Here is a 21,586-nt window from a genome sequence, read left to right as displayed (position 1 = left end):
TCCGCGCATCAGCACCGGGACAAATGCGCCGTACGGGGAGCGAGCGGGCATGGCACGAAGAAGCAGGGGCGCGGCAGTGGGCCAGCGGCGCGATCGAGCACGGCGGCAGCGCCGGTTCGTGATGGTCGGTGCCGTTCCGGTCCGGCTGAGCCCGGCCCTGTGGGCCGGCCTGCTCGGTGCCGTCACCGCGGTCGCCCTCGCCTCCCCGGTGTACGCCCAGCCGGTGACCGTGCCGGACACCGGCAGCCGGCCGGTGCCCGCCGGCGGCCTGCAGCTACCCGGCACCGGACCGACGACCGAAGCGCCGGCCATCACCCCCACCCCCGTGGAGGGCCCGCTCGCCGCGCAGATCTACGCCGGTGAGACCGAGGTCGCGCTGCTCGGTCAGCAGCTGCTCGAGCTCGAACAGGAGCAGGCCGCGGCGGAAACCGCGCTGGCCGACGCCGAGCAGTCGCTGCGCGAGGCGCGGACCGCGCTGATCGAGGCGCAGCGGGACGCGGACAGCGCGGCGTCGTACGCGCTGAAGGACGCCGCCGCGATGCCACCCGGCGAGTACCGCGGTGACCTGCACGGACTCGGGGCCCTGTCCCGACTGCAGCGGGGCCAGCAGCCCGGTATCGGCACCGACGGCGCCAACCGGGACGTCTCGCTCGCCGCAGCCGCCGAGCAGGAGGCGTACCAGACCTACGCGGCGGCGCTGGCCCTGGTCGACGCGCTACGCAGCGAGTTCGGCAGCACCGAGGGCACTTTCAAGCAGCGGGAGACCGCGCTGCTCGCGTTGAAGGAGCAGAACACCGAGCAGCTGGTGGCGATCGAACGCCAGCGGGAGGCCGCCGAGCAGGAGATCGGGCAGGGCATCGACGGGGTCGACGGTGCCGCCGCCCATCCCCGTGCCGTCGCCGCTCTGGAGTTCGCTCTCAAGCAGCTCGGCAAGCCGTACCTGTGGGGGGCCGAGGGGCCGCACCGCTACGACTGTTCCGGCCTGATGTGGGCGGCGTACCGGTCACCCGGCGCCGACTACTTCAGCCTGCCCCGGGTCGCCAAGGATCAGTACTACGCGACCCGGCACAACAAGGTGGACCGGTCGGCACTGCTCCCCGGCGACCTGATCTTCTTCGCCTCCGGGTCCAGTTGGACGACGGTGCACCACGTCGGGATGTACGTCGGCAACGGCAAGATGGTGCATGCGCCGACCACCGGAGACGTGGTCAAGGTCTCCACCGTCTGGTGGTCCCGGTTCTACGCGGCGACCCGGGTGATCCGCGAGGTCGCCCCGACCCCGACCCCGACCCCGACACCCACGCCGTCGCCGGACCCGACGCCCGATCCGACACCGGACCCGACGGATTCGCCGTCTCCGGATCCGTCCGACTCGCCGTCGCCGGACCCGACGGATTCGCCGTCGCCTTCCCCGTCACCGTCGACCAGCCCGTCCACGCCCGGCCCGATGCCGACGCCGAGTGACCCGAGTCCGTCGCCGACCGACCCCGACTCCGGGACGCCGGATCCGGATCAGAGTGGCTCCGAGACCCCGGACCCGGACGCTAGCGGCTCCGAGACTCCGGACCCGGAGGGGAGCGGCTCCCAGACGCCGACCAGTACCCCGAGCGGGTCGAGTTCCGCGTCGGCCGGCCCGAGCGCGTCGGCGACGTCGACCGGCACCCCGAGCGCAGGCCCGCTGGAAGGCTGACCGTAGGTCCTCCGGTCGGACTGTTGCGCCCGAGACCGGACAGACGGCCACGGTCGGTACGCCGATACTCCGGCTGTGCCGAGGTGCATCGGTATGGCACGGTAAACCCGGCGGACTCCTCACCGGCCGGAGGCGTTCCGGTGAGCTGGCACGGGAGGCAGTGATGGACGAAGCTCGGCCCTGGTCGTCGGTCGACCAGGTCGACGGTGGTCAGCGGCGGGTGCCCGACCAGGTCGACCGGTCCGGATCGGCGCCGCCACCGGCAGAGGAGTTGCCGGCTCCGTTCAGTCCGCCGCCGCCACCACCGGCCGGTGCGCTGTGGGCGTCGCCGGTCGGCACCGGTTCCAGTGCCGACGTCCCGGTCGTCCCTGGTACGTCTTCCTCATCTTCGGCGGCCTCGTCGTCGGCGGCCGAGCCGTCCGCTCCGACCTCGCCGGCTCCCGCGTCGCCAGCGTCCCCGTGGTCGGCGTTCGCCTCGCCCTGGCAGCCGCCGGCCAAGTCGGACCGGCCGCCGGCCGACCATGCCGCGTCGGCGTCCGCAGCCGCCGCGACTGAGCCGCCCGCCGCGGTGTCGGCGCCTCCGGCGGCCGGCGGGGAGGCCGCAGCGGCCAGTGCCCGCGCCACGGTGGCCGGAGCGCAACGGGTCTCCGCCAGCGACGTCGGCGCGCTCCGGGTGCCGACCGGCGGTACCCGTGTCTACGGTGCGCGTCGTACCGACGAGCCCTCGCCCAGTGATCCGGCCCTACCCCCCGACCCGGTACAGCCGCCCGCCCCTGCGGAACCACCGTCCGGACCGACCTCACCCGAGCCGGAACCCGCCCCGGCCCCGGCTCCGCCGTTGCCGCCTCGGCCGACCTCACCCGGTCCGGCACCGGGCCCGTACCCACCGAGCCCGGGTCCGAACCCACCGGGCCCGACTCCGCCACCGCCGTTCCCGCCGCCGGCCGGGACCGCTTACCAGATGACCCAGGCGGCTGGCGGCTACACGATCCCACCGGCGGTGCCACCGTCGTCGTGGCGCGAGTCACCGCCGACGCCCTGGCCCGAGCCACCGGCGTCGCCGGAGCCGGTCGTGCCGCCGGAGCCTTCGCCGGCCTACGGACAATGGGCACGCAGCACCCCCGCCCCGGCGGCCGGGCGGGTGTACGGGGCCCGCCGGCCCGACAACGACGCGCCCGGACCCGGCCCGGCCGGTGCTCCCGGCGTACCTCCCCAACCCGGAGCGGCCAGCCGGCCGGCGGCCGATCCGACGATGGGTCTGCCGATGGGGGCACCCGGCGGCATGCCCGAGGGACCCGGCGGCATGGCGTTCGATCCAGCCGTGGAGAACTCCGGCTCGCTGACCGGCCACATCCTGGCCCAGGGCTGGGCGGACCTGCCCGAGCGGGAGGACCGCGGTACCACCAAGGTGGTGCTGGCCATGGTGGTCGGTCTGGCCGTGATGGTGGTCATCGGCGTCGTCGCGGTGCTCGCCGTGGGTAACACCTTCGCCGACATTTTCGACGGGCTGCTGGGTGGTTGACGCCGGATCGGCGGAGGTGAGCCGGCCCACCGGTGGGACGGGTCAGGTGGCAGCAGCGCGGCAAACCCGTACACTTGTCACTCGATCATCAACCCGGCGCGCTACCGCGTGCTCATGGGCGATCTTGCGGGCGATTCAACGGTGCACACCGGAACGGGCCATTCGCGAAGATCCGCCCCGCTCTGAGAGGTTTTCTTGACCACCTTCGCTGATCCCAGCACGTTCCCCTCCGTTCTCGACACCGTGCCCGAAGCCGCCGGCCTGCCGGCGGAGCAGCCGACCAGTCAGACCGCCGAGCCGGTAGTCGCGGCCACCGCCGCCGAGCCGGTTGCCGACGAGCCTGACTTCGCGGCGCTCGGGTTGCCCCGGCAACTGGTCCGGACACTCGCCCGGGAGGGCATCACCACTCCGTTCGAGATCCAGCGCGCCACCGTGCCCGACGCGTTGGCCGGCCGGGACGTGCTCGGCCGGGGCCAGACCGGCTCCGGCAAGACCCTCGCGTTCGGCCTGCCGTTGCTGGCCCGGATCGCCGACGGCCGCCGGGCCCGCCCACTGCGACCCCGGGCCCTGATCCTGGTCCCCACCCGCGAGCTGGCGATGCAGGTCAACGACGCGTTGTTCCCGCTGGGCCGGGCGGTCGGGGTCTTCCTCAAGACGGCGGTCGGCGGTGTTCCGTACGACCGGCAGATCGATTCGCTGCGTCGCGGCGTGGAAATCATCGTGGCCACCCCGGGGCGGCTCGGTGACCTGATCCAGCGCGGCGTCTGCCAGCTGGACGACATCGAGATCACCGTGCTGGACGAGGCGGACCAGATGGCCGACATGGGTTTCCTGCCGGAGGTCACCGAGCTGCTGGCCAAGACTCCGGCGGACGCCCAGCGGCTGCTCTTCTCGGCCACCTTGGACAACGACGTCGACACGTTGGTCCAGCGGTTCATGACCGATCCGGTCACCCATTCCACCGCGCCGGCCACCGCCGCCGTGACCACCATGGACCACCATCTGCTGCTGATCCCGCCGAGCGACAAGTTCGCCGTGGCCGCCTCGATCGCCGCGCGCTCCGGGCGGACCATGATGTTCGCCCGTACCCAGCTGGGCGTGGACCGGCTGGTGGACCAGCTGGCGTCGGTCGGGGTGCGGGCCGGTGCCCTGCACGGCGGCAAGACCCAGCGGGTACGCACCCGTACCCTTGCCGAGTTCAAGGAAGGGCGGACGAACGTCCTGGTCGCCACGGACGTGGCCGCCCGGGGCATCCACGTCGACGGGGTCTCGCTGGTGGTGCACGTCGACCCGCCGAAGGACCCCAAGGACTACCTGCACCGGGCGGGGCGGACCGCGCGGGCCGGCGAGTCCGGCGCGGTCGCCACCCTGGTGCTGCCGAAGCAGCGGCGCAGCACCCTGGCCATGCTGGAGAAGGCCGGGGTCGAGCCGGCCCAGACCCGGGTACGCCGCGGCGACGCCGCGCTGTCCGAGCTGACCGGAGCGACCGAGCCGAGCGGCGTACCGATCGTGAACGAGCCGGAGCCGCCCCGGCAGTCCCGCCCGCGAGGGGACCGGTTCCGGCCGGACCGCCCCGACCGCTTCCGGGGGCGGGGTGACCGCTCCCGAACCGACGGAGCGGACCGCTTCCGGGGCGACGTCGAGCGGGGTGCCCGGGGCGGTTCCGGCCGGGGCGGTGCCGAGCGGGCCGGCCGGGGCGGTGCCGAGCGGGCCGGCGGTGACCGGCGGCGCGGCGGTGATCGGCGGCGCGGCGGTGACCGGCGCTTCACCGACCGGCGGCCGAGCCGCAGTTACTGACCCGCCTGTGTGACCGGCGCCGGCGACCCGCTCCTCGGCGGCTCGTCGGGCCGGTACGGTCGGGAGCATGCCGACGTTGCCGAAATCGATCGTCTGGACGCGGACGGACACCGGCGGTGCCGATCAGGTCCTCTTCGACGATCAGCGCGGGCTGACCGCGCGCGGGGTGGCGGTGGCGGCGGCGCCGCTGCCGTACAGCTGCCACTACGAGCTCGCCACCGACGAGCAGTGGGCCGCCGTCCGGCTCACGGTCACCGTCGAGGGTGCCGGCTGGCTGCGGACCGTACGGATGGAACGGGCGCTCGGCCGGTGGCGGGTGAGCACCGCCGAACAGGGTGACCTGGACCGTGCTTTGCGGTCGGCCGGGCGCAGCCCGGTCGGCCTGCCCGGCACCGAGGAACCGGGCCGGCTCGACGCGGCGCTCGACGTCGATCTGGACGCCGCACCGCTGTTCAACACCCTGCCGGTCCGCCGGCTGCGGTTGTCGGAGCAGCCGGTCGGGCAGGAACACCGGCTGGTCGCGGCCTGGGTCCGGGTGCCGAGCCTGGAGGTGATGCCGATGGAGCAGACCTACACGGTGCTCGGCGCCGACCGAATCCGGTACCGCAGCGACAGCTTCACGGCCGAGGTGACGGTGGATCCGGACGGATTCGTGCTGCACTACCCAGGGCTGGCACAGCGCGCCTGATCTTGATCATCGCGCGTCGGTCGGCCATTCGCCGGTACGCAGGAACTGTTCGGCCACGGCCCGGTACGGGGCCAGATCGATCCCGTGCCGGGTCAGCCAGTCGGACGAGTAGTAGCTGGCGGCGTACCGTTCGCCGCTGTCACACAGCAACGTCACCACCGAGCCCTGCTCGCCGGCGGCGCGCATCTTGTCGATCAGCGCGAACGCGCCCCACAGGTTGGTGCCGGTCGATCCACCGACCCGCCGACCCAGCAGTTCGCTGGCGATGCGCATGGCGGCCAGTGAGGCGGCGTCCGGGACCTGGATCATCCGGTCCACCACGGACGGCTGGAAGGACGCTTCGACGGTCGGCCGACCGATCCCCTCGATCATCGACCCCCGGCCGGTCGACGTCGACCAGTCGCCGCTGCACCACGCCGGGTAGAAGGCGGAGTTCTCCGGGTCGACGACGCAGACCTTGGTGCGGTGCCGCTGGTAGCGGACGTACCGGCCGATGGTGGCGCTGGTGCCGCCGGTGCCGGCACCGACCACGATCCAGTGCGGGACCGGGTGCCGTTCCAGCGCCAGCTGGGCGAAGATCGACTCGGCGATGTTGTTGTTGCCCCGCCAGTCGGTGGCCCGTTCGGCGTAGGTGAACTGGTCCATGAAGTGCCCGCCGAGGTCCTCGGCGAGCCACCGCGCCTCGACCACCACTGCGGCCGGGTCACGGACCAGATGGGGGCGGGCACCGTGGAACTCGATCTGGGCGATCTTCTCCGCCGAGGTGGCGGCGGGCATCACCGCCACGAACGGCAGGCCGAGCATCCGGGCGAAGTACGCCTCGGAGATGGCGGTGGAGCCGGACGACGCCTCGACGATCGTGGTCTGCGGCCCGATCCACCCGTTGCACAGGCCGTAGAGGAACAGCGAGCGGGCCAGCCGGTGCTTGAGCGAGCCGGTCGGGTGCACCGACTCGTCCTTGAGGTAGAGGTCGATGCCCCAGGCCGGGGGGAGCGGGAACGGCAGCAGGTGGGTGTCGGCGGACCGGTTGGCGTCCGCCTCGACCTTGGCGATCGCGTCGGTCACCCAGGCCCGGCCGGCATCATCATACCGGTCCAGTTGATTCACTCGCAGACGGTAACAAGTGACGTCGCCGAATCACCCGGTCAGGGGGCGGGGCCGGTTCTCCCATTTGGTGGACAGCGTGACGCTGGTCCGGGTGTTGGCGATCCCCGGTGTCCGGTTCAGCCGCATGATGAGCTGTTCCAACTCGGCGATGGTGCCGACCCGGGCGAGGCAGAGGAACGACTCGGTGCCGGCCATGAAGTAGCAGGACTCGATCTCCGGCATGTAGCGCAGCGCGTCGAGCACCGCCTCGGTGTCGGCTCCTGAGTCTTCGACCAGTCCGATCAGGGCGGTGACGCCGAGGCCGACCGATTCCGGCTGTACATCGGCCCGATAGCCGCGCAGCACACCGGAGGTTTCGAGCTTGCCGATCCGTTCGTGCACGGCAGGTGCGGAGAGTCCGACCTGACGGGCGAGTTCGGCGTAGGAGAGCCGGGCGTTGCCGCGCAGCAGGTCGACGAGCCGGAGGTCGATGGCGTCCACGGGATGTAGACCCTAGTGCCTGTCGCCCGCCCGGGTGGTCCGCAGTCATCCGCGCCGGTGTCAGCCTCGTTGCGCATCCGGATCCGCTGGTTGGCGAGCTGGGGTAAATTACAACATAGGGCGCAAATCCTACCGGGTAACTGCCCAGTCCGGTAGCTTTCCTCATTTCCCGGACACGGCGGTCGGCCGGTGCTCTAATGGCCGTACGTCTGGCACTACGGCATCTGGCACACGGTCCATCGGGGGGCTGACTGGCCACGCCAGAGCCGTCGTGGACGCGAGGAGGGGACCGTGGACACTGGAGATCGTCTGCTGACGCCGGGCGAGGTGGCCGCGCTGTTCCGCGTCGACCCGAAGACCGTCACACGATGGGCAGCGGCCGGCCGGATCGGCAGTATCCGAACTCCCGGGGGCCATCGTCGGTTCCGGGAGTCCGAGGTGCGTGCGCTACTCGAAGGCGAAGGCGTGCTGGAGGAGATGCAGGCGGAAAGCGCGGAGACCACCCGGCCCCGGCAGACCGAAAACGGATCAGGAGGAGCCGGGCCGTACTGACGCCGGGTCGTACCGTACTGACACCGGCCGTACCGCCACCGGTGGTCACGCCCGGTCCGCGCCCAACTCGCCGGACCACCGCCGGAACAGATCGTGCGGTACGCCGAGCGCGTCCAGCACCTTGCCGGCGACGAAATCGACCAACTGGGCAGCGGTGGCCTCGGCACCCGCGCCGTAGAAGCCGGGACTGGCCGGCAGCACCACCGCCCCCGCATCGTGCAGGGCGAGCAGGTGCTCCAGGTGACTGCGGGTCACCGGGGTCTCCCGGGGGACCAGCACGACCGGCCGGCGTTCCTTGAGGTTGACCTCGGCGGCCCGCTGCAGCAGATCCTTTGACAGCCCGATGGCGATGCCGGCGCAGGCCGCCGTGCTGGCCGGCACGACCACCATGCCGCGCGCCTGGTACGAGCCGCTGCTCGGCCCGGCGGCGAGATCACCCGCCGGCCAGAACCGTACGTCCGCGTCGTCCAGTCCACGGCCGAGCCAGCGTTCCAGGTCGGCACGCCAGTGACTGTCCCGCAGCGGCGCGCCGGTCTCGTCGAGCAGCGTGAGTCGGGCCGCCCGCGACACCACCAAGTCGACCGGATGGCCGGCGTCGAGCAGCGCGCGGAGCACCGCGGCCGGGTACGGCGTACCGGACGCCCCGGAAACACCGATCACCCATGGTCTTCTCATCAGGTCCCTGTTCGCGTGGCTGGTCGCGGACTGTCGCCGGTGCCCGGTCACCCCATAGGGTAAGACGATCCGCCATACGGACACATTGGCAGCAACTTCGCAGGCAGGCCATGGACTCCCGGAAATCCACTCCGCCGCCGCCCCGCTCCGCCGTACAGCACAGCTCCGCCGGCCTCGATGAGCCCGCCGCCGAACTGCTCGGCGAGCTGCTCGTTACGCTGCGCGCCGCGTGCCCGCTGCCCGCCGTGCTGTCCCCGTACGCGGCGCAGGCCGACGCCTGGCTGCCCGGCTGGCTGCAGCGGTGCGGGCTGCCGCCGGCCACCGCCACCCACCGTCGGCTCGCCGGGGCCCGGATCGGCCGGTACGCCGCCCGGCTCTACCCGAGCGCGCCGGTGGACCGGCTGCGGGTGCTGGCCGCCATGTTCGCCTGGTTCTTCCTGCTCGACGACGAGTTCGACGGGGTCGCGGATCCGCAGGAGGGGAGCTTACGCCGACTCGCCGACGAGGTGCTGGCGGTGCTGCGCGCAGGTTCGAAACCGGGCAGCGACCAGGAAGTATGCAGCGACCCGGCACCGGGTCCCGACCCGGCCTTTGCCGGGCCGCTGCGCCGGATGCTCGCCGGTCCGTGGCAGGCCGTACGCCAGTCGATGCCCGACTGGTGGCGCCGCCGGTTCGTCGAGGCGGTGGCGGAGCACCTCGACGGAGCGGTACGCGAGGCGGCGAACAAGGCGACCGGCCACCGGCCCGACCCGGACGAGTACGTCGAGTTGCGCCGGGCCACTTCGGCGGCGCACGTGGCGTACACCTTGATCGACTACGCGACCGGCGACCCGGTGCCGGACGCCGTCTTCCACCACCCCCGGGTACGTGATGTCCGAGTCGCCGGCAACGACCTGCTCTCCTGGTACAACGACCTCTTCTCGCTGCCCCGCGACCTGACCACCGCCGGCGGTCACAACCTGGTGGTGGCGGTCGCCGAGGCGCGGCGGGTGCCGATCGGCGACGCGCTGGTCACCGTCGCGCACCGGTGGCGGGCCGAGATGGCGGCGTTCGACGCACGCCGGGCCGAGGTGCCGTCGTTCGGGCCGGACCACGACCGGGCGGCGCACGGCCTGCTGACCGGGGTCGGGTACGCCGTCCGGGGCACCGTCGACTGGTCGTTCGAGAGCGCCCGCTACCGGCAGCGGCGCTGACCGGCCGGGGCGGTCAACGGTCAGCGCAGACCGAGTCGTACCACCAGGTCGACCAGGGCGAACGCGAACAACGCGATGCCGACGAAGCCGTTGGCGGTGAAGAACGCCCGGTTGACCCGGGACAGATCGGTCGGTGTCACCACCAGATGCTGGTAGCCGAACGCCACCGCGGTCAACGCCAGCCCGATCCACCACGGCCAGCCGAAGCCGACCAGCACGCCGAACCATCCGAACAGGGCGAACGTCACCAGGTGCGCCACCGTCGAGGCGTGCAGCGCGAAGCGTCGACCGTACCGGGCGGGCACGCTGCGTACCCCGATCTCACGGTCGACCTCGGCGTCCTGGCAGGCGTAGATCAGGTCGAACCCACCGATCCACAGCCCGACCGCCGCGCCGAGCAGGATCGCCGGCCCGGCACCGTCGAAGGTGCCGGTGACCGCGAGCCAGGCACCGACCGGGCCGACCAACTGGGCCAGTCCGAGCACCGCGTGCGGCCAGTCGGTGAACCGCTTGGCGTACGGGTAGACCACCAGCGGGACCGCCGCCAACGGGGCCAGCGCGAGGCAGAGCGGATTCAGCGCGGCGGCGGCGCCGAGGAAGACCACCAGCGCGACCACCGCGCCGGTCCAGGCCGTCCGGACGCTCACCGCCCCGGTCACCAGTTCCCGCCCGGCGGTACGCGGATTGCGCGCGTCGATGTGCCGGTCGATGATCCGGTTCGCGGCCATGGCGAACGTCCGGGCACCGACCATCGCGACGGTGATCAGCAGCAGGTCGAGCCAGCGGACGCCGCCGTCGAGGCGGGCCATCACGGTCAGCGCGGACAGGTACGCGAACGGCAGCGCGAAGACCGAGTGTTCGATCGCGACGAGCCGTAGGAAGGCCCGGATCCTGCCGACCGGGGCGGCGGGCGCGCCGGCCGGCCCGGCGGTGGCTGCGGCGCTCACGAGATCCCGTACTCCCGCCACCGCTTGTCCACCAGCGAGACGATCTCCGGCGCCATGGTCATCTCCTGCGGCCAGCCCCGGGTGTAGCCCTCGGTGGGTAGTTTGCGGGTCGCGTCCACGCCGGCCTTGCCGCCCCAGAACTGCTGGTACGACGAGTGGTCGAGGTGGTCGACCGGGCCTTCGGTGAGCAGCAGGTCGCGGGCGTAGTCGACGTTGCCGAAGGCGCGGAACGCGACCTCGTGGTAGTCGTGCACGTCGCAGTCGTCGTCGACCACGACGATCAGCTTCGACAGCGACAGCAGGTGGGCGCCCCAGATCGCCGACATGATCTTCTGGGCGTGCTTGGGGTAGCGCTTGCGGATCGACACGATCACGCAGTTGTGGAACACCCCGGCGGCCGGCAGGTCGTAGTCGACGATGTCCGGGATCAGCATCCGCAGCAGCGGCAGGAAGATCCGTTCGGTGGCCTTGCCGAGCCCGTGGTCCTCCTGCGGCGGCTTGGAGGTGATGATCGAGTGGTAGAGCGGGTCCCGCTGCATGGTCATGCATTCGATGTGCAGTACCGGGAACGGCTCGACCGGAGTGTAGAAGCCGGTGTGGTCGCCGAACGGGCCCTCCGGCAGCCGCTCGCCCGGCTCCAGATAGCCCTCCAGCACGATCTGGGCGTGCGCCGGCACCTGCAACGGTACGGTCCTGCAGTCGACCATCTCGACCCGCTGGCCGCGCAGGAACCCGGCGAACAGATATTCGTCGATGTCGCCGGGCAGTGGCGCCGACGCCGAGTAGCTGACCACCGGGTCGCAGCCGATCGCCACCGCCACCGGCAGCCGCTCGCCGCGCCGCTCGGCGACCGCGTGATGGGCAGTCGAGTCCTTGTGAATCTGCCAGTGCATGCCAAGCGTGGTCGGCGAGTGCTGCTGCAGCCGGTAGAGGCCCAGGTTGCGCTTGCCGGTCTCCGGGTGCTTGGTGTGGGTCAGCCCGTAGTTGTGGAAGATGCCGCCGTCGCCGGGCCAGACCTGCAGCCCGGGCAGCCGGTTCAGGTCGATGTCCGCGCCGGTGTAGACGACCTCCTGGCAGGGCGCGGTCTTGACCTTGCGTGGCGGCAGCGAGGTGAGCTGCATGACCTTGCCGAGCCCGTCGCGGATGCCGGACCAGCCGACCGGCAGGTCGGGCTTGATCATCGCCCCGATCCGGTCACCGATCTCGTTCAGGTTCTCGACGCCGAGTGCCATCGCGGTGCGCCGCTCGGTGCCGAACAGGTTGATCGCCACCGGCATCTCGCCCCGGGTGGGCCGGTCGAACAGCAGCGCCGGCCCACCGGCCCGCACGGTCCGGGTGACGACCTCGCTGATCTCCAGCGTCGGATCCACCGGTACGTCGACCCGCCGCAGCTCACCGGCCGTCTCCAGCGCCGCGACGAAGTCCTTCAGATCCTGGTACGGGAAACCTGGAGACGCCATGCCGCCAAGTCTGGCCTACCCGGCGGCCGGTGCCACCACCCGGGGCGGTGATTCGCGCCGCCGCCTCCGGACTCGGGCCGGTGCCGGTCAGGCGTAGGAGTGCAGGCTCTCGAAGAAGTAGTTGACCCCGATCAGGTTCATCAGCATGGTGAGGAAGCCGAGGATCGCGATCCAGGTGACCGTGGTCCGCCGGACGCTCGGGGTGGCCCGGGCGTGCAGGTAGCCGGCGTAGATCACCCAGGAGATGAACGCCCAGGTCTCCTTCGGGTCCCAGGCCCACGCCCGGCTCCAGGCGTGTTCGGCCCAGATCGCCCCGGCGATAACCGCGAAGGTGAAGATCGGGAAACCGATCGCGTGCAGCCCGAAGGTGAGCCGTTCCAGCGAGGCGGCGGCCGGGACCCGCTTGGCCAGCAGGTACGGGAACCCGCGCCGACCATGCTCGTATCCGGACCGGAGCAGGAACATCGTGGCCGGGATCGAGCCGAGCAGCAGCAGCCCGGAGGACGCCATGATCGTCGAGACGTGGATGGCGTACCAGTAGGACTTCAGCGCCGGCACCAGCGGGGTGATCGGGGTGTAGAACACCAGGCCGGCCAGGCCGAGCAGGACGACCATCACCAGTGCGACGAACAGCCCGAGTGGGCGCAGCGACGGCCGCCGGTAGACCATCACCAGCCAGGCGGCCACCCCGACGAAGGTGATGGCCAGCATGTACTCGTACATGTTGCCCCACGGCAGCCGCTCGGCGGCGACCCCGCGGGTGACCAGGCAGGCCAGGTGGAACAAGGCACCCAGCACGGTGGCGCCGACGGCGAACCAGCCGGCGAGTCCGACGCCGGCCCAGCCGGTCCGCTCGCTGCCCGTACCCGTGGTCTTGTAGATGGCCGGACCGGTCAGGTCGGATCCGGGCGCCGGCTGCGTCGGTCCGCCGCCGGTCCCGGCCGCCGCGACGGCGGCGAGTTCGCGGTCGGGCACCGTCGCGGCGGCGGTACGCCGGGTGCCGAACCCGGCTTCGACCGCGTGGCAGATCATCGCGAGCAGGTACGCGAAGATCGCCACCACCAGGAGTTGATCCGACAGTGCTGACATCAGTGCCGTCCTTCCCGTGGCCCGGCGTCGCCGCCGAGTGCCCGGATGAGCTCCCGGAACTCGTCGCCGAACCCGGGATGGTCGGTGCGCGGCAGCCCACCGGCCTCGACCAAGCTACTACCGGGTGTCGTTGACGCTGCGTCGGGGCCGGCCGGTGTGACCCGGAACCACACCCGGCGGCGCCGACCGAACAGCGCCGGCATCAGCCCGAGCAGCAGCGCCGCCGAGCTGGCCAGCAGCAGACCGCTGCCGGGATCGTGCCGGACCGACAGGGTCACGTACTGCGAAATGTCGAGAAACTCGATGGTGGTGCCGTCGTCCAGGGTCATGGTCTCGCCGACCCGCAGCAGCTGCGGGTCACCGACCGGCAGCAGCCTGCCGGCCTCCACCTGCCGCTGGTCGATCTGGTAGACCGAGCCGGGGATACCGGCGTCCAGCCCGAGGTTGCCCCGGTACGCCCACAGCATCACCGCCGGGTCGCGCAGCTCCGGGTGGGTGGAGCGGACGTACGGCGGCTGCTGCGGGGCGGACGGTAGGAAGAGCCCTTCGAAGGCCACCTGCAGCTGCGGATCGCGTGCGCCGGTCGCCGGGTCGACGTTGGCGTCCGGGAAGCTGGCGACCCCTTCGCTGGTCAGCATCCCGTCGACGGCCAGGAACGGCGCGGAGACGGTCTGCGCCTGCCCGTAGCGGTCGGTGTAGCGCAGCACCGGCACGTAGCCGTGCCCGAGCAGGTAGACGTTGGCGTCGTCGAGGCGCAGCGGGGAGTTCACCGAGAACGTCTCGGTCCGGGCGGCACCGCCGTCGGCGTCGACCTGTACCTCGGCGGAGTAGCTGGCCGGTTGTCCGGTCTCCAGGAAGGTGGCGGTGAAGTCGGTCAGTTCCAGGCAGAACCGGGGCAGGTCACCGTCGGAAATCCGGGGGCCGAGTCGGTACTCGTCGTACTGCTGCACGGTGTTGCAGAACGCGGTGTCCGGCCCGGCGACCAGCAGCCGGTTGCCGTTCCAGCCGAACCAGCTGCCCACGGCGACCCCGAGCAGGACGCCGATCAGCGACAGGTGGAAGACCAGGTTGCCGGTCTCCTTCAAGTGGCCCTTCTCCGCGGCGACGCTGTCGTCGGTGACGGTGACCCGCCAGCGGCGGCGGCGGAGCTCGGCGGCGATCGCGTCCCGCGCGGCGGCGGGTGCGTCCCCGGCTGCGCTGTGCCCGACCGTGGCGTCGCTGGCCGTGGCGTCGCCGCCGGTGGTCCAGCGAGCGTGCTGCGGCAGCCGGTCCAGCCGGCGCGGCGCGGCCGGTGGCGCGGCCCGCAACGCCCGTACGTGCTCGCGCAGCCGGGGCACGATGCAGCCGACCAACGAGGTGAACAGCAGCAGGTAGATCGCCGCGAACCAGGTCGAGGCGAACACGTCGAACATGCCGAGCCGGTCCAGCACCGGGGCCAGCTGCGGGTTCGCCGCGAAGTACGCGTCGACGTTTTCGATGTTGACGTCGCGTTGCGGCAGCAGCGAACCGGGGATCGCCGCCACCGCCAGCAGGAAGAGCAGGATCAGCGCGGTCCGCATGCTGGTCAGCTGCCGCCACGAGTTGCGCAGCAGAGCCAGCGCCGGATTCGGCCGGGACATCAGATGCCGACCTCGCCGGCCCCGACGGTGGCCTGGAACCAGATGACGAAGTCGGTCCAGGCGCCGGTGACCAGCGCCGCCCCGACCAGGATCAGCATCGCCCCGCCGACCCGGGTGACCCAGCGGCTGTTGCGCCGGATCACCGTGAACACGCCGAGCAGCCGGCGGAACGCCAGGCCGAAGACGACGAACGGCAGACCGAGCCCGAGGCAGTACGCCACGGCGAGCGCCGCCGCCCGGTCGGTCTGGCCGCTGACCGTGGCCATCCCCATCACCGCGCCGAGGGTGGGGCCGACGCACGGCGTCCAGGACAGCGCGAAGACCGCGCCGAACACCGGGGCGCCGACCAGGCCGGCCTCCGGCAGCCGGCGTACCCGCACCTCGCGTTGCAGGCCGGGCACCAGACCGAGGAAGGCGAGCCCGAACAGGATGATCAGCAGCCCGACGCCGATCTCCACCGGCCGCTGGTAGACGAACAGGTGGCGGCCGACGCTGGCCATCAGGATCGCGGTGAGGGTGAAGACCACGGTGAAGCCACTGATGAACAGCAGGGTTCCGGCCAGCACCCGGCCGTGTCGGCCGCCGAATGAACCGCCGGCACCCGCGCCGCCACCGCTGCCGCTGCGGCCGCCGGTGGCGTCGAGGTCGGAGCCGGCCAGTCCGGTGACGTACGACAGGTAGCCGGGGGCAAGCGGCAGGATGCACGGGGAGAGGAAGCTGACCAGCCCGGCCAGCGCGGCCAGGCCGAGAGCCAGCAGCACCGGACCGCCTCGGGCGATCTCGGCGAACGTCTCACCCATCGGCCGGGTCCGGGTCGGTGCCGACGCCGGTGCTGGTCGCCTCGGCGGCGACCTGTTCGACCAGCGGCTGCAGGTCGTCCTGGCGGATCTCGGCGCGTACGACGGTGGCGATCCGGCCGCTCCGGTCGATGATCATCGTCGCGGGGATGCTGTTCGGCGGGATGTTGAAGTCCAGGGCGAGCCGGCTCGCCGGGTCGAACAGGCTCGGGTACGTCACCCGACCCGCCTCGAAGGCGCGGGCCTTGTCCCGTTCGTCGCGGACGTTGATGCCGAGGAAGCGCACCCCTTGGTCCCGGGTCGCCTGGTAGGTGGCCTCCAGGTCGGCGGCCTCGGCCCGGCAGGGCGGGCACCAGGAGCCCCAGAAGTTGACCACCACGACCTGACCCTGGTACGCCGCCGGATCGAACGCGGAGCCGTCGAGCAGTTCGGCGTCCAGCTCCGGTGCCGCCGGCCGGTCGTCACCGGTGCACCGGATCACGCCCTGCGGGTCGGTCTCGCAGTCGGTCGCCCAGTCGCTGGCCGCGCAGCCGGTCAGGGCGAGCGCGGCGACCAGCGTACCGGCGAGAAGGGCGGCGGACCGGGCGAGCCCGGCGGCCGACCGGCGGCCCGGCACGATCAGCCCACGACGTGCCGACCGCATCTCAGGCCCCCTTGGCCGTCCGCGCCGACGGCGACATGGCGATCAGGTGGGCGGCCGGCTCGGAGTAGCCGATGCCGACCACCTTCGCGTCCTCGAAGTGGATCGCGGTCAGGCTGGCCAGGCCGCACTGCCGGCGGCGCGGGTCGTGCCAGAGCCGCTTGCGTTCCAGGTAGCGGCGCAGCGTCCAGATCGGCAGCTGGTGGGAGACGCAGACCGCCTCGTGGCCCTCGGCGGCGACTCGGGCGGCGTGCACCGCGGCGAACATCCGCTCGGCGATCGCCGTGTAGGCCTCGCCCCACGACGGGGTGACCGGATCGCGCAGCACCCACCAGTTACGCGGGTCGCGGAACGACCCGTCGCCGGGGGAGACCCGCCGGCCCTCGAACCAGTTGGCCGACTCGATCAGCCGTTCGTCGACCGACACCGGCAGCCGGAACTGGGCTGCGATCGGCTCGGCGGTCTCCTGGGCGCGCTCCAGCGGACTGGCGACCACGTGCACCACGTCCCGGTCGGCGAGGGCCTGGCTGGCCGCCTTGGCCATCTGCACACCGAGTTCGGAGAGGCGGAAACCGGGCAGCCGGCCGTACAGAATCTTCTCCGGGTTGTGGACCTCGCCGTGTCGCAGTACGTGGACGACCGTCCGTTTCATGCGTTGTCCCTCAGCGTCGGTGCCCGCAGCGCGCCGTCCGCCGCCGCAGCGGCGGCCGCGGCCCCGGCTGGCAGCGCCGCCGCGAGCTGTTCCAGGGCGGCGTCGTCGATCGCCGCCGAGACGAACCATGCCTCGAACGCACTGGGGGGCAGGTAGACGCCGTGCGCGAGCATCGCGTGGAAGAAGGCGCGGTACGCGTCGACGTCCTGCAGGCGGGCGCCAGCGTAGTCGGTGACCTCGGCGTCGGTGAAGAAGATGGAGAACATGGTGCCGGCGGTGGAGAGCCGGTGCGGCACCCCGGCGGCGGTGAGCGCCCCGGTGGCCAGCTCGGCGACCCGGGTCGCGGTGTCGGCCAGCCGCCGGTACAGGTCGGTGTCGGCCAGCCGGAGCGTGGTCAGCCCGGCGGCGCAGGCCAGCGGGTTCCCGGAGAGCGTGCCGGCCTGGTAGACCGGGCCGGCCGGGGCCAGCTGCCGCATGATCTCGGCCCGGCCGCCGAACGCGGCGGCCGGTAGGCCGCCACCCATCACCTTGCCGTACGTGTAGAGGTCGGCGTCGACCGGCTCCAGCTCGGCCCAGCCGCCCCGGGCCACCCGGAACCCGGTCATCACCTCGTCGACGATCAGCAGCGCGCCGTGGGCGTGGGCGATCCGGGCCAGCGCGGCGTTGAAGCCGGGGGCGGGCGGCACCACTCCCATGTTGCCGGCGGCCGATTCGGTGATGATCGCGGCGATCTGGTCGCCGTGCTCGGCGAAGGTCGCCTCCACCGCCGCCACGTCGTTGTACGGCAGCACGATCGTCTCACTGGCGGCGGCACCGGTCACCCCGGGCGAGTCGGGCAGCCCGAGGGTGGCCACCCCGCTGCCGGCGGCGGCGAGCAGTGCATCGACGTGGCCGTGGTAGCAGCCGGCGAACTTGACGATCCGGGGCCGGCCGGTGTGACCCCGGGCCAGCCGGATAGCCGACATCGTCGCCTCGGTGCCGGAGTTGACCAGCCGAATCTGCTCCACCGGGGTACGGTCGACGATCTCGGCGGCCAGCTCCACCTCGCCGGGCGTCGGCGTACCGAAGCTGGTGCCGTGCGCGGCGGCTGCGCTGAGCGCGGCGACCACCTCGGGGTGGGCGTGGCCGAGAATCAGCGGTCCCCAGGAGCAGACCAGGTCGAGGTAGCGCCGGTCGTCGGCGTCGAACAGCCACGGGCCGGACCCCCGGGTCATGAACCTGGGTGTCCCGCCGACCGCCCGGAAGGCGCGCACGGGCGAGTTGACCCCGCCAGGGATGAACCTGGTGGCGCGGTCGAACAGGGCCTGGGATGCGGGCGCGTGCGCGGGGTACGGGCGGGCGCCGGCAGTTTCGGTGGCAGTCACGGCCCTGCCATTGTGGCAGCGTCACCAGGCGACCGCACATCCGACCCTGCCCAGCGGCCGGGTCGCGGCGACTGCCGGGCCCGGCGGCCGGGGTGCGGCGCTCGCCGTACCAGGGCCGGGTTCGCGCCGTCGCGATACGCTGGCCGGGTGGAGCGGGCGGAGTTGTCGATCGCGTTGCGGCGCACTCCCGACGAGGCTGTGCTACGCCTCGTCGGTGAGATCGACATGCTCACCGCCGCCCAGCTGTCCACCACCGTCAACGATCTGCTCGGTGACGCGCCGGCCCGGATCGTGCTGGACATGGCCGGCGTCACCTTCTGCGACTCGCAGGGGCTGGGCACCCTGGTGGTGCTCACTCGCAAGGCCAGCCATGCGCAGAGTCTGCTGCTGCTCACCAACGTCGGCGAGTTCCTGCACCGGGTGTTGAACATCACCGGGCTGCGATCGGCGCTCACCATCCGTAACGGCGCCGGCTGACCGGGGGCGGCCAGCCGGCTCGGCGTCGCGGTCAGCCAACCCGGCCGTCGCCGCCCCAGCGGGCCGTCTCCAACTCGTCGGCGACCTCGGCCGGATTCACCTCGCCGTCGCGCAGCCGGGCGGTTGCCCGGTCGATCGCCGCACACAGTTGCCGTACCTGTTCGTCCCGCTGTCGGACCAGGTCCGCCTGGGTGGCGAGTTGGCGGTTCTTCACCCAGAGGTCGACGAAGACGCCGACCTTGGCCCGCAGCACCCACGGGTCGAAGGGCTTGATCAGGTAGTCGACCGCACCGGCGGCGTACCCGCGCAGGGCGAGTTGGGCGTCGCGGTCCGCGGCGGTCAGGAACAGGATCGGTACGTGCCGGGTGCGTTCACGACGCTTGATGTGGTTGGCCGTCTCAAATCCGTCCATCTCCGGCATCTGCGCGTCCAGCAGGATCACCGCGAAGTCGTCGACCAGCAGTTTCTTCAGCGCATCCTCGCCGCTCTCCACCGCCACGGCCTGCACCGGCAACCCCTGCAGGATCGCCTCCAGGGCGAGCAGGTTGTCCCGCCGGTCGTCCACCAGCAGTACCTTCGCCGATCCGGCAGTCACGAGTTCAACTCCTCAGCCGCGTTGATCCAGGTCACCATCAGGGTGATCAGTTCGTCCAGGTCGACCGGTTTGGTGATGTAGTCCGTCGCCCCGGCCTGCAGCGCGGACTCCCGGTCACCCGGCATCGCCTTGGCGGTCAGGAAGACCACCGGCAGGTCCGCGAAGCGTTCGTTGCGGCGGATGATCCGGGTCGTCTCGTAACCGTCCTGGTCCGGCATCATCGCGTCCATCAGCACGATGTTCACTTCGGGGCGTTCGGCGAGTTTCCGTACGCCGTCGACCCCGTTGTCCGCGTAGATCACGGTCATCCCGTGCAGCTCCAGCGCGCTGGTCAGCGCGAAGACGTTGCGGACGTCGTCGTCGATGATCAGTACGGTGGCCCCGTCCAGCCGCCGGGTGGTCGGCGGTTCGGGGCGGTCCACCTCGATCGGCCGGGTCAGGGGTGGCAGCGCGGTGCGGATCGGCGCGGCGGCCGGCAATGGTGCCGGCGGCAGCACCGCGTCGGTATTGAGCACGTCGGGAACGTACAGCGTGAAGGTGGATCCTTCGCCCGGCACCGACGAGACGGAGATCGCGCCGCCGATCAGCCGGGCCAGGTCGCGACTGATCGACAGGCCGAGGCCGGTGCCGCCGTACCGGCGACTGGTCGTTCCGTCCGCCTGCTGGAACGCCTCGAAGATCAGCGAGAGCTTGTCGTCGGAGATGCCGATTCCGGTGTCGATCACCGTGAAGGCGACCACCTGGTCGGCGGTGGACAGTGCGGGTTGTTCGAAGGTCAGGTCCGGCGGGGCGGGGGCGATCTGCAGCGTCACCGACCCGGCATCGGTGAACTTCACCGCGTTGGACAGCAGGTTGCGCAGGATCTGCTGCAGCCGCTGCGCGTCGGTGACGACCGCCGGCGGCAGGTCCGGCGCCACTTCGACGCGTAGTTCCAGCCCTTTCTCGTCGACCTGCGGCGCGAACGCCTGCTCGACGTACGACCGGATCTCGCCGAACGGCACCTCGGCCGGCTGCACGTCCATCCGGCCGGCCTCGATCTTCGACAGGTCGAGGATGTCGTCGATGAGTGACAGCAGGTCGGAGCCGGCGCTGTGGATGGTCTTGGCGAATTCGATCTGCTTGCCGGTGAGGTTGTCGTCCGGGTTGTCGGCCAGCAGCCGGGCCAGCAGCAGCAGCGAGTTCAACGGGGTACGCAGCTCGTGGCTCATGTTGGCCAGGAACTCCGACTTGTACGCCGAGGCCCGGGACAGCTGCTGGGCCTTCTCCTCCAGACCGATCCGGGCCAGTTCGATCTCCCGGTTCTTGGTCTCGATGTTGCCCTTCTGCTCGGACAGCAGCCGGGCCTTGTCCTCCAGTTCGGCGTTGGTGCGCTGCAGTTCGGCCGACTGGGCCTGCATCTCGTTGGCCAGCCGCTGCGACTGGGCGAGCAGCTCCTCGGTGCGCTTGTTCGCCTGGATGGTGTTGACGGCGATGCCGATCGTGGCGACCAGCCGCTCCAGGAACGCCAGGTGCAGCTCGGAGAAGGCGGCGACGGAGGCGAACTCGATCACCCCCAGCATTTCGCCTTCGAACAGCACCGGCAGCACCACGTGGTCCCGGGGCGGGATGCTGAGCAGACCGGAGCGCAGGGTGAGCGCGCCGGTGGCGCCGGCGCCGACGCGGATGGTCCGGCGGGAGACGGCGGCCTGGCCGACCAGCCCTTCGCCCGGCCCAAAGATGATCTTGTGGTCCCGGGCCACGTAGCCGTACGCGGCGGTGAGTCCGAGGCGGGTCACCCCGTCGTCGGCGTCGGCGAGGAAGAACGCGCCGAGCTGCGCGTCGACCAGCGGCGTCACCTCATTCATGATCATGCGGCAGACCTCGCCGAGGTCCCGCTGCCCCTGCAGCAGGCCACCGATCCGCGCCAGGTTCGAGTCCAGCCAGCCCTGCTCGGCGTTCTTCTTGGTGGTGTCCCGCAGGGTGACGATCATCTGGTTGATGTTGTCCTTCAGCTCGGCGACCTCGCCCTGCGCCTGCACGGTGATGTGCTGGGTCATGTCGCCACGGGTCACCGAGGTGGAGACCTGCGCGATCGCCCGCAGCTGGGTGGTCAGGGTGGACGCCAGCTGGTTGACGTTCTCGGTGAGGTCGCGCCAGGTGCCGGAGACTCCCTTGACCTGGGCCTGGCCGCCGAGCTCCCCCTCGGTGCCGACTTCGCGGGCGACCCGGGTGACTTCGTCGGCGAAGGAGGAGAGCTGGTCGA

The 21,586-nt window shown here is 71.8% G+C and carries 21 protein-coding genes; 7 read left to right on the top strand and 14 right to left on the bottom strand.

Annotation, left to right across the window (positions count from 1 at the left end):
* The first annotated feature begins 49 nt into the window (after positions 1–49).
* The gene (locus ACFHWT_RS18295; RefSeq protein ID WP_416595877.1) at positions 50–1,690 is read left to right on the top strand and encodes a C40 family peptidase; all 1,641 of its coding nucleotides are present in this window, start codon (positions 50–52) and stop codon (positions 1,688–1,690) included.
* Positions 1,691–1,900: 210 nt separating this feature from the next.
* Here the strand turns inward: ACFHWT_RS18295 and ACFHWT_RS18290 are convergent, their stop codons facing one another.
* A complete protein-coding gene (locus ACFHWT_RS18290) occupies positions 1,901–2,314 on the bottom strand; it encodes a hypothetical protein (protein ID WP_416595876.1) in 414 nt (137 codons plus the stop codon).
* A gap of 337 nt (positions 2,315–2,651) precedes the next feature.
* On the opposite strand from ACFHWT_RS18290, the gene ACFHWT_RS18285 reads away from it, so the two are divergent.
* From ACFHWT_RS18285 to ACFHWT_RS18275, 3 genes are all read left to right on the top strand, one after another.
* Positions 2,652–3,212, top strand: a complete 561-nt coding sequence (locus tag ACFHWT_RS18285) for a hypothetical protein (RefSeq protein ID WP_416595875.1) — start codon at positions 2,652–2,654, stop codon at positions 3,210–3,212.
* 360 nt (positions 3,213–3,572) lie between these two features.
* Positions 3,573–5,009, top strand: coding sequence for a DEAD/DEAH box helicase (locus tag ACFHWT_RS18280; RefSeq protein WP_416595931.1), 1,437 nt, complete (start codon positions 3,573–3,575; stop codon positions 5,007–5,009).
* A 67-nt stretch (positions 5,010–5,076) separates the two neighbouring features.
* Entirely contained in the window at positions 5,077–5,697 is a 621-nt protein-coding gene (locus ACFHWT_RS18275; protein WP_416595874.1) for a putative glycolipid-binding domain-containing protein, read from the top strand.
* 6 nt (positions 5,698–5,703) lie between these two features.
* On the opposite strand, the gene ACFHWT_RS18270 is transcribed toward ACFHWT_RS18275, so the two are convergent.
* Together ACFHWT_RS18270 and ACFHWT_RS18265 are read right to left on the bottom strand one after the other, a co-directional pair.
* A complete protein-coding gene (locus tag ACFHWT_RS18270) occupies positions 5,704–6,804 on the bottom strand; it encodes a PLP-dependent cysteine synthase family protein (protein WP_416595873.1) in 1,101 nt (366 codons plus the stop codon).
* A 30-nt stretch (positions 6,805–6,834) separates the two neighbouring features.
* Positions 6,835–7,284, bottom strand: a complete 450-nt coding sequence (locus tag ACFHWT_RS18265) for an Lrp/AsnC family transcriptional regulator (RefSeq protein WP_416595872.1) — start codon at positions 7,282–7,284, stop codon at positions 6,835–6,837.
* A 291-nt stretch (positions 7,285–7,575) separates the two neighbouring features.
* Between ACFHWT_RS18265 and ACFHWT_RS18260 the strand changes: the two genes are divergently transcribed.
* On the top strand, positions 7,576–7,836 hold the full coding sequence (locus ACFHWT_RS18260) for a BldC family transcriptional regulator (RefSeq protein WP_416595871.1): 261 nt from the start codon (positions 7,576–7,578) through the stop codon (positions 7,834–7,836).
* 45 nt (positions 7,837–7,881) lie between these two features.
* On the opposite strand, the gene ACFHWT_RS18255 is transcribed toward ACFHWT_RS18260, so the two are convergent.
* Positions 7,882–8,511, bottom strand: coding sequence for a UbiX family flavin prenyltransferase (locus tag ACFHWT_RS18255; protein ID WP_416595870.1), 630 nt, complete (start codon positions 8,509–8,511; stop codon positions 7,882–7,884).
* Between the two features lie 110 nt (positions 8,512–8,621).
* On the opposite strand from ACFHWT_RS18255, the gene ACFHWT_RS18250 reads away from it, so the two are divergent.
* A complete protein-coding gene (locus ACFHWT_RS18250; protein WP_416595869.1) occupies positions 8,622–9,704 on the top strand; it encodes a terpene synthase family protein in 1,083 nt (360 codons plus the stop codon).
* 20 nt (positions 9,705–9,724) lie between these two features.
* Here ACFHWT_RS18250 and mqnP read toward each other — a convergent pair whose 3' ends face one another.
* The 8 genes from mqnP to hemL all read right to left on the bottom strand — a co-directional run bounded on the left by mqnP (position 9,725) and on the right by hemL (position 18,272).
* Positions 9,725–10,651 (bottom strand): menaquinone biosynthesis prenyltransferase MqnP, encoded by a 927-nt coding sequence (gene mqnP / locus ACFHWT_RS18245; protein ID WP_416595868.1) that lies wholly within the window; start codon positions 10,649–10,651, stop codon positions 9,725–9,727.
* The gene (locus ACFHWT_RS18240; RefSeq protein WP_416595867.1) at positions 10,648–12,111 is read right to left on the bottom strand and encodes a menaquinone biosynthesis decarboxylase; all 1,464 of its coding nucleotides are present in this window, start codon (positions 12,109–12,111) and stop codon (positions 10,648–10,650) included. Before ACFHWT_RS18240 ends, mqnP begins: the two co-directional genes overlap by 4 nt.
* Positions 12,112–12,198: 87 nt before the next feature.
* Positions 12,199–13,200: a c-type cytochrome biogenesis protein CcsB gene (gene ccsB / locus ACFHWT_RS18235; protein ID WP_416595866.1), complete on the bottom strand. Its 1,002-nt coding sequence runs from the start codon at positions 13,198–13,200 to the stop codon at positions 12,199–12,201.
* Positions 13,200–14,819, bottom strand: coding sequence for a cytochrome c biogenesis protein ResB (resB, locus tag ACFHWT_RS18230; protein WP_416595865.1), 1,620 nt, complete (start codon positions 14,817–14,819; stop codon positions 13,200–13,202). Before resB ends, ccsB begins: the two co-directional genes overlap by 1 nt.
* A complete protein-coding gene (locus ACFHWT_RS18225; RefSeq protein WP_416595864.1) occupies positions 14,819–15,619 on the bottom strand; it encodes a cytochrome c biogenesis CcdA family protein in 801 nt (266 codons plus the stop codon). The genes resB and ACFHWT_RS18225 overlap by 1 nt, the downstream gene beginning before the upstream one ends.
* Positions 15,612–16,232, bottom strand: coding sequence for a redoxin domain-containing protein (locus ACFHWT_RS18220; protein ID WP_416595930.1), 621 nt, complete (start codon positions 16,230–16,232; stop codon positions 15,612–15,614). Before ACFHWT_RS18220 ends, ACFHWT_RS18225 begins: the two co-directional genes overlap by 8 nt.
* Before the next feature lie 28 nt (positions 16,233–16,260).
* Positions 16,261–16,908: a histidine phosphatase family protein gene (locus ACFHWT_RS18215; protein WP_123607031.1), complete on the bottom strand. Its 648-nt coding sequence runs from the start codon at positions 16,906–16,908 to the stop codon at positions 16,261–16,263.
* On the bottom strand, positions 16,905–18,272 hold the full coding sequence (gene hemL / locus ACFHWT_RS18210) for a glutamate-1-semialdehyde 2,1-aminomutase (protein ID WP_416595863.1): 1,368 nt from the start codon (positions 18,270–18,272) through the stop codon (positions 16,905–16,907). The genes ACFHWT_RS18215 and hemL overlap by 4 nt, the downstream gene beginning before the upstream one ends.
* 147 nt (positions 18,273–18,419) lie before the next feature.
* Here hemL and ACFHWT_RS18205 point away from each other — a divergent pair, with 147 nt between their 5' ends.
* Entirely contained in the window at positions 18,420–18,749 is a 330-nt protein-coding gene (locus ACFHWT_RS18205) for an STAS domain-containing protein (protein WP_281552162.1), read from the top strand.
* 31 nt (positions 18,750–18,780) lie between these two features.
* On the opposite strand, the gene ACFHWT_RS18200 is transcribed toward ACFHWT_RS18205, so the two are convergent.
* Both ACFHWT_RS18200 and ACFHWT_RS18195 read right to left on the bottom strand, forming a co-directional pair.
* Positions 18,781–19,344 (bottom strand): response regulator, encoded by a 564-nt coding sequence (locus ACFHWT_RS18200; protein WP_278173190.1) that lies wholly within the window; start codon positions 19,342–19,344, stop codon positions 18,781–18,783.
* Positions 19,341–21,586, bottom strand: a 2,246-nt coding sequence (locus ACFHWT_RS18195) for an ATP-binding protein (protein ID WP_416595862.1), incomplete at its 5' end; no start/stop codon positions are given. The genes ACFHWT_RS18200 and ACFHWT_RS18195, both read right to left, overlap by 4 nt.

Source organism: Micromonospora sp. LOL_021, from assembly GCF_048060215.1.
Classification (GTDB): domain Bacteria; phylum Actinomycetota; class Actinomycetes; order Mycobacteriales; family Micromonosporaceae; genus Micromonospora_E.
The sequence above is the reverse complement of the archived record's forward strand: the minus strand, read 5'-3'. Positions and strand labels throughout refer to the sequence as shown.

Coding starts and splice junctions, on each gene's coding strand:
- ACFHWT_RS18295 (WP_416595877.1), top strand. CDS start 50: ATGGCACGAAGAAGCAGGGGCGCGGCAGTGGGCCAGCGGCGCGATCGA.
- ACFHWT_RS18285 (WP_416595875.1), top strand. CDS start 2,652: ATGACCCAGGCGGCTGGCGGCTACACGATCCCACCGGCGGTGCCACCG.
- ACFHWT_RS18275 (WP_416595874.1), top strand. CDS start 5,077: ATGCCGACGTTGCCGAAATCGATCGTCTGGACGCGGACGGACACCGGC.
- ACFHWT_RS18255 (WP_416595870.1), bottom strand. CDS start 8,511: ATGAGAAGACCATGGGTGATCGGTGTTTCCGGGGCGTCCGGTACGCCG.
- ACFHWT_RS18250 (WP_416595869.1), top strand. CDS start 8,622: ATGGACTCCCGGAAATCCACTCCGCCGCCGCCCCGCTCCGCCGTACAG.
- ACFHWT_RS18240 (WP_416595867.1), bottom strand. CDS start 12,111: ATGGCGTCTCCAGGTTTCCCGTACCAGGATCTGAAGGACTTCGTCGCG.
- ccsB (WP_416595866.1), bottom strand. CDS start 13,200: ATGTCAGCACTGTCGGATCAACTCCTGGTGGTGGCGATCTTCGCGTAC.
- resB (WP_416595865.1), bottom strand. CDS start 14,819: ATGTCCCGGCCGAATCCGGCGCTGGCTCTGCTGCGCAACTCGTGGCGG.
- ACFHWT_RS18225 (WP_416595864.1), bottom strand. CDS start 15,619: ATGGGTGAGACGTTCGCCGAGATCGCCCGAGGCGGTCCGGTGCTGCTG.
- ACFHWT_RS18215 (WP_123607031.1), bottom strand. CDS start 16,908: ATGAAACGGACGGTCGTCCACGTACTGCGACACGGCGAGGTCCACAAC.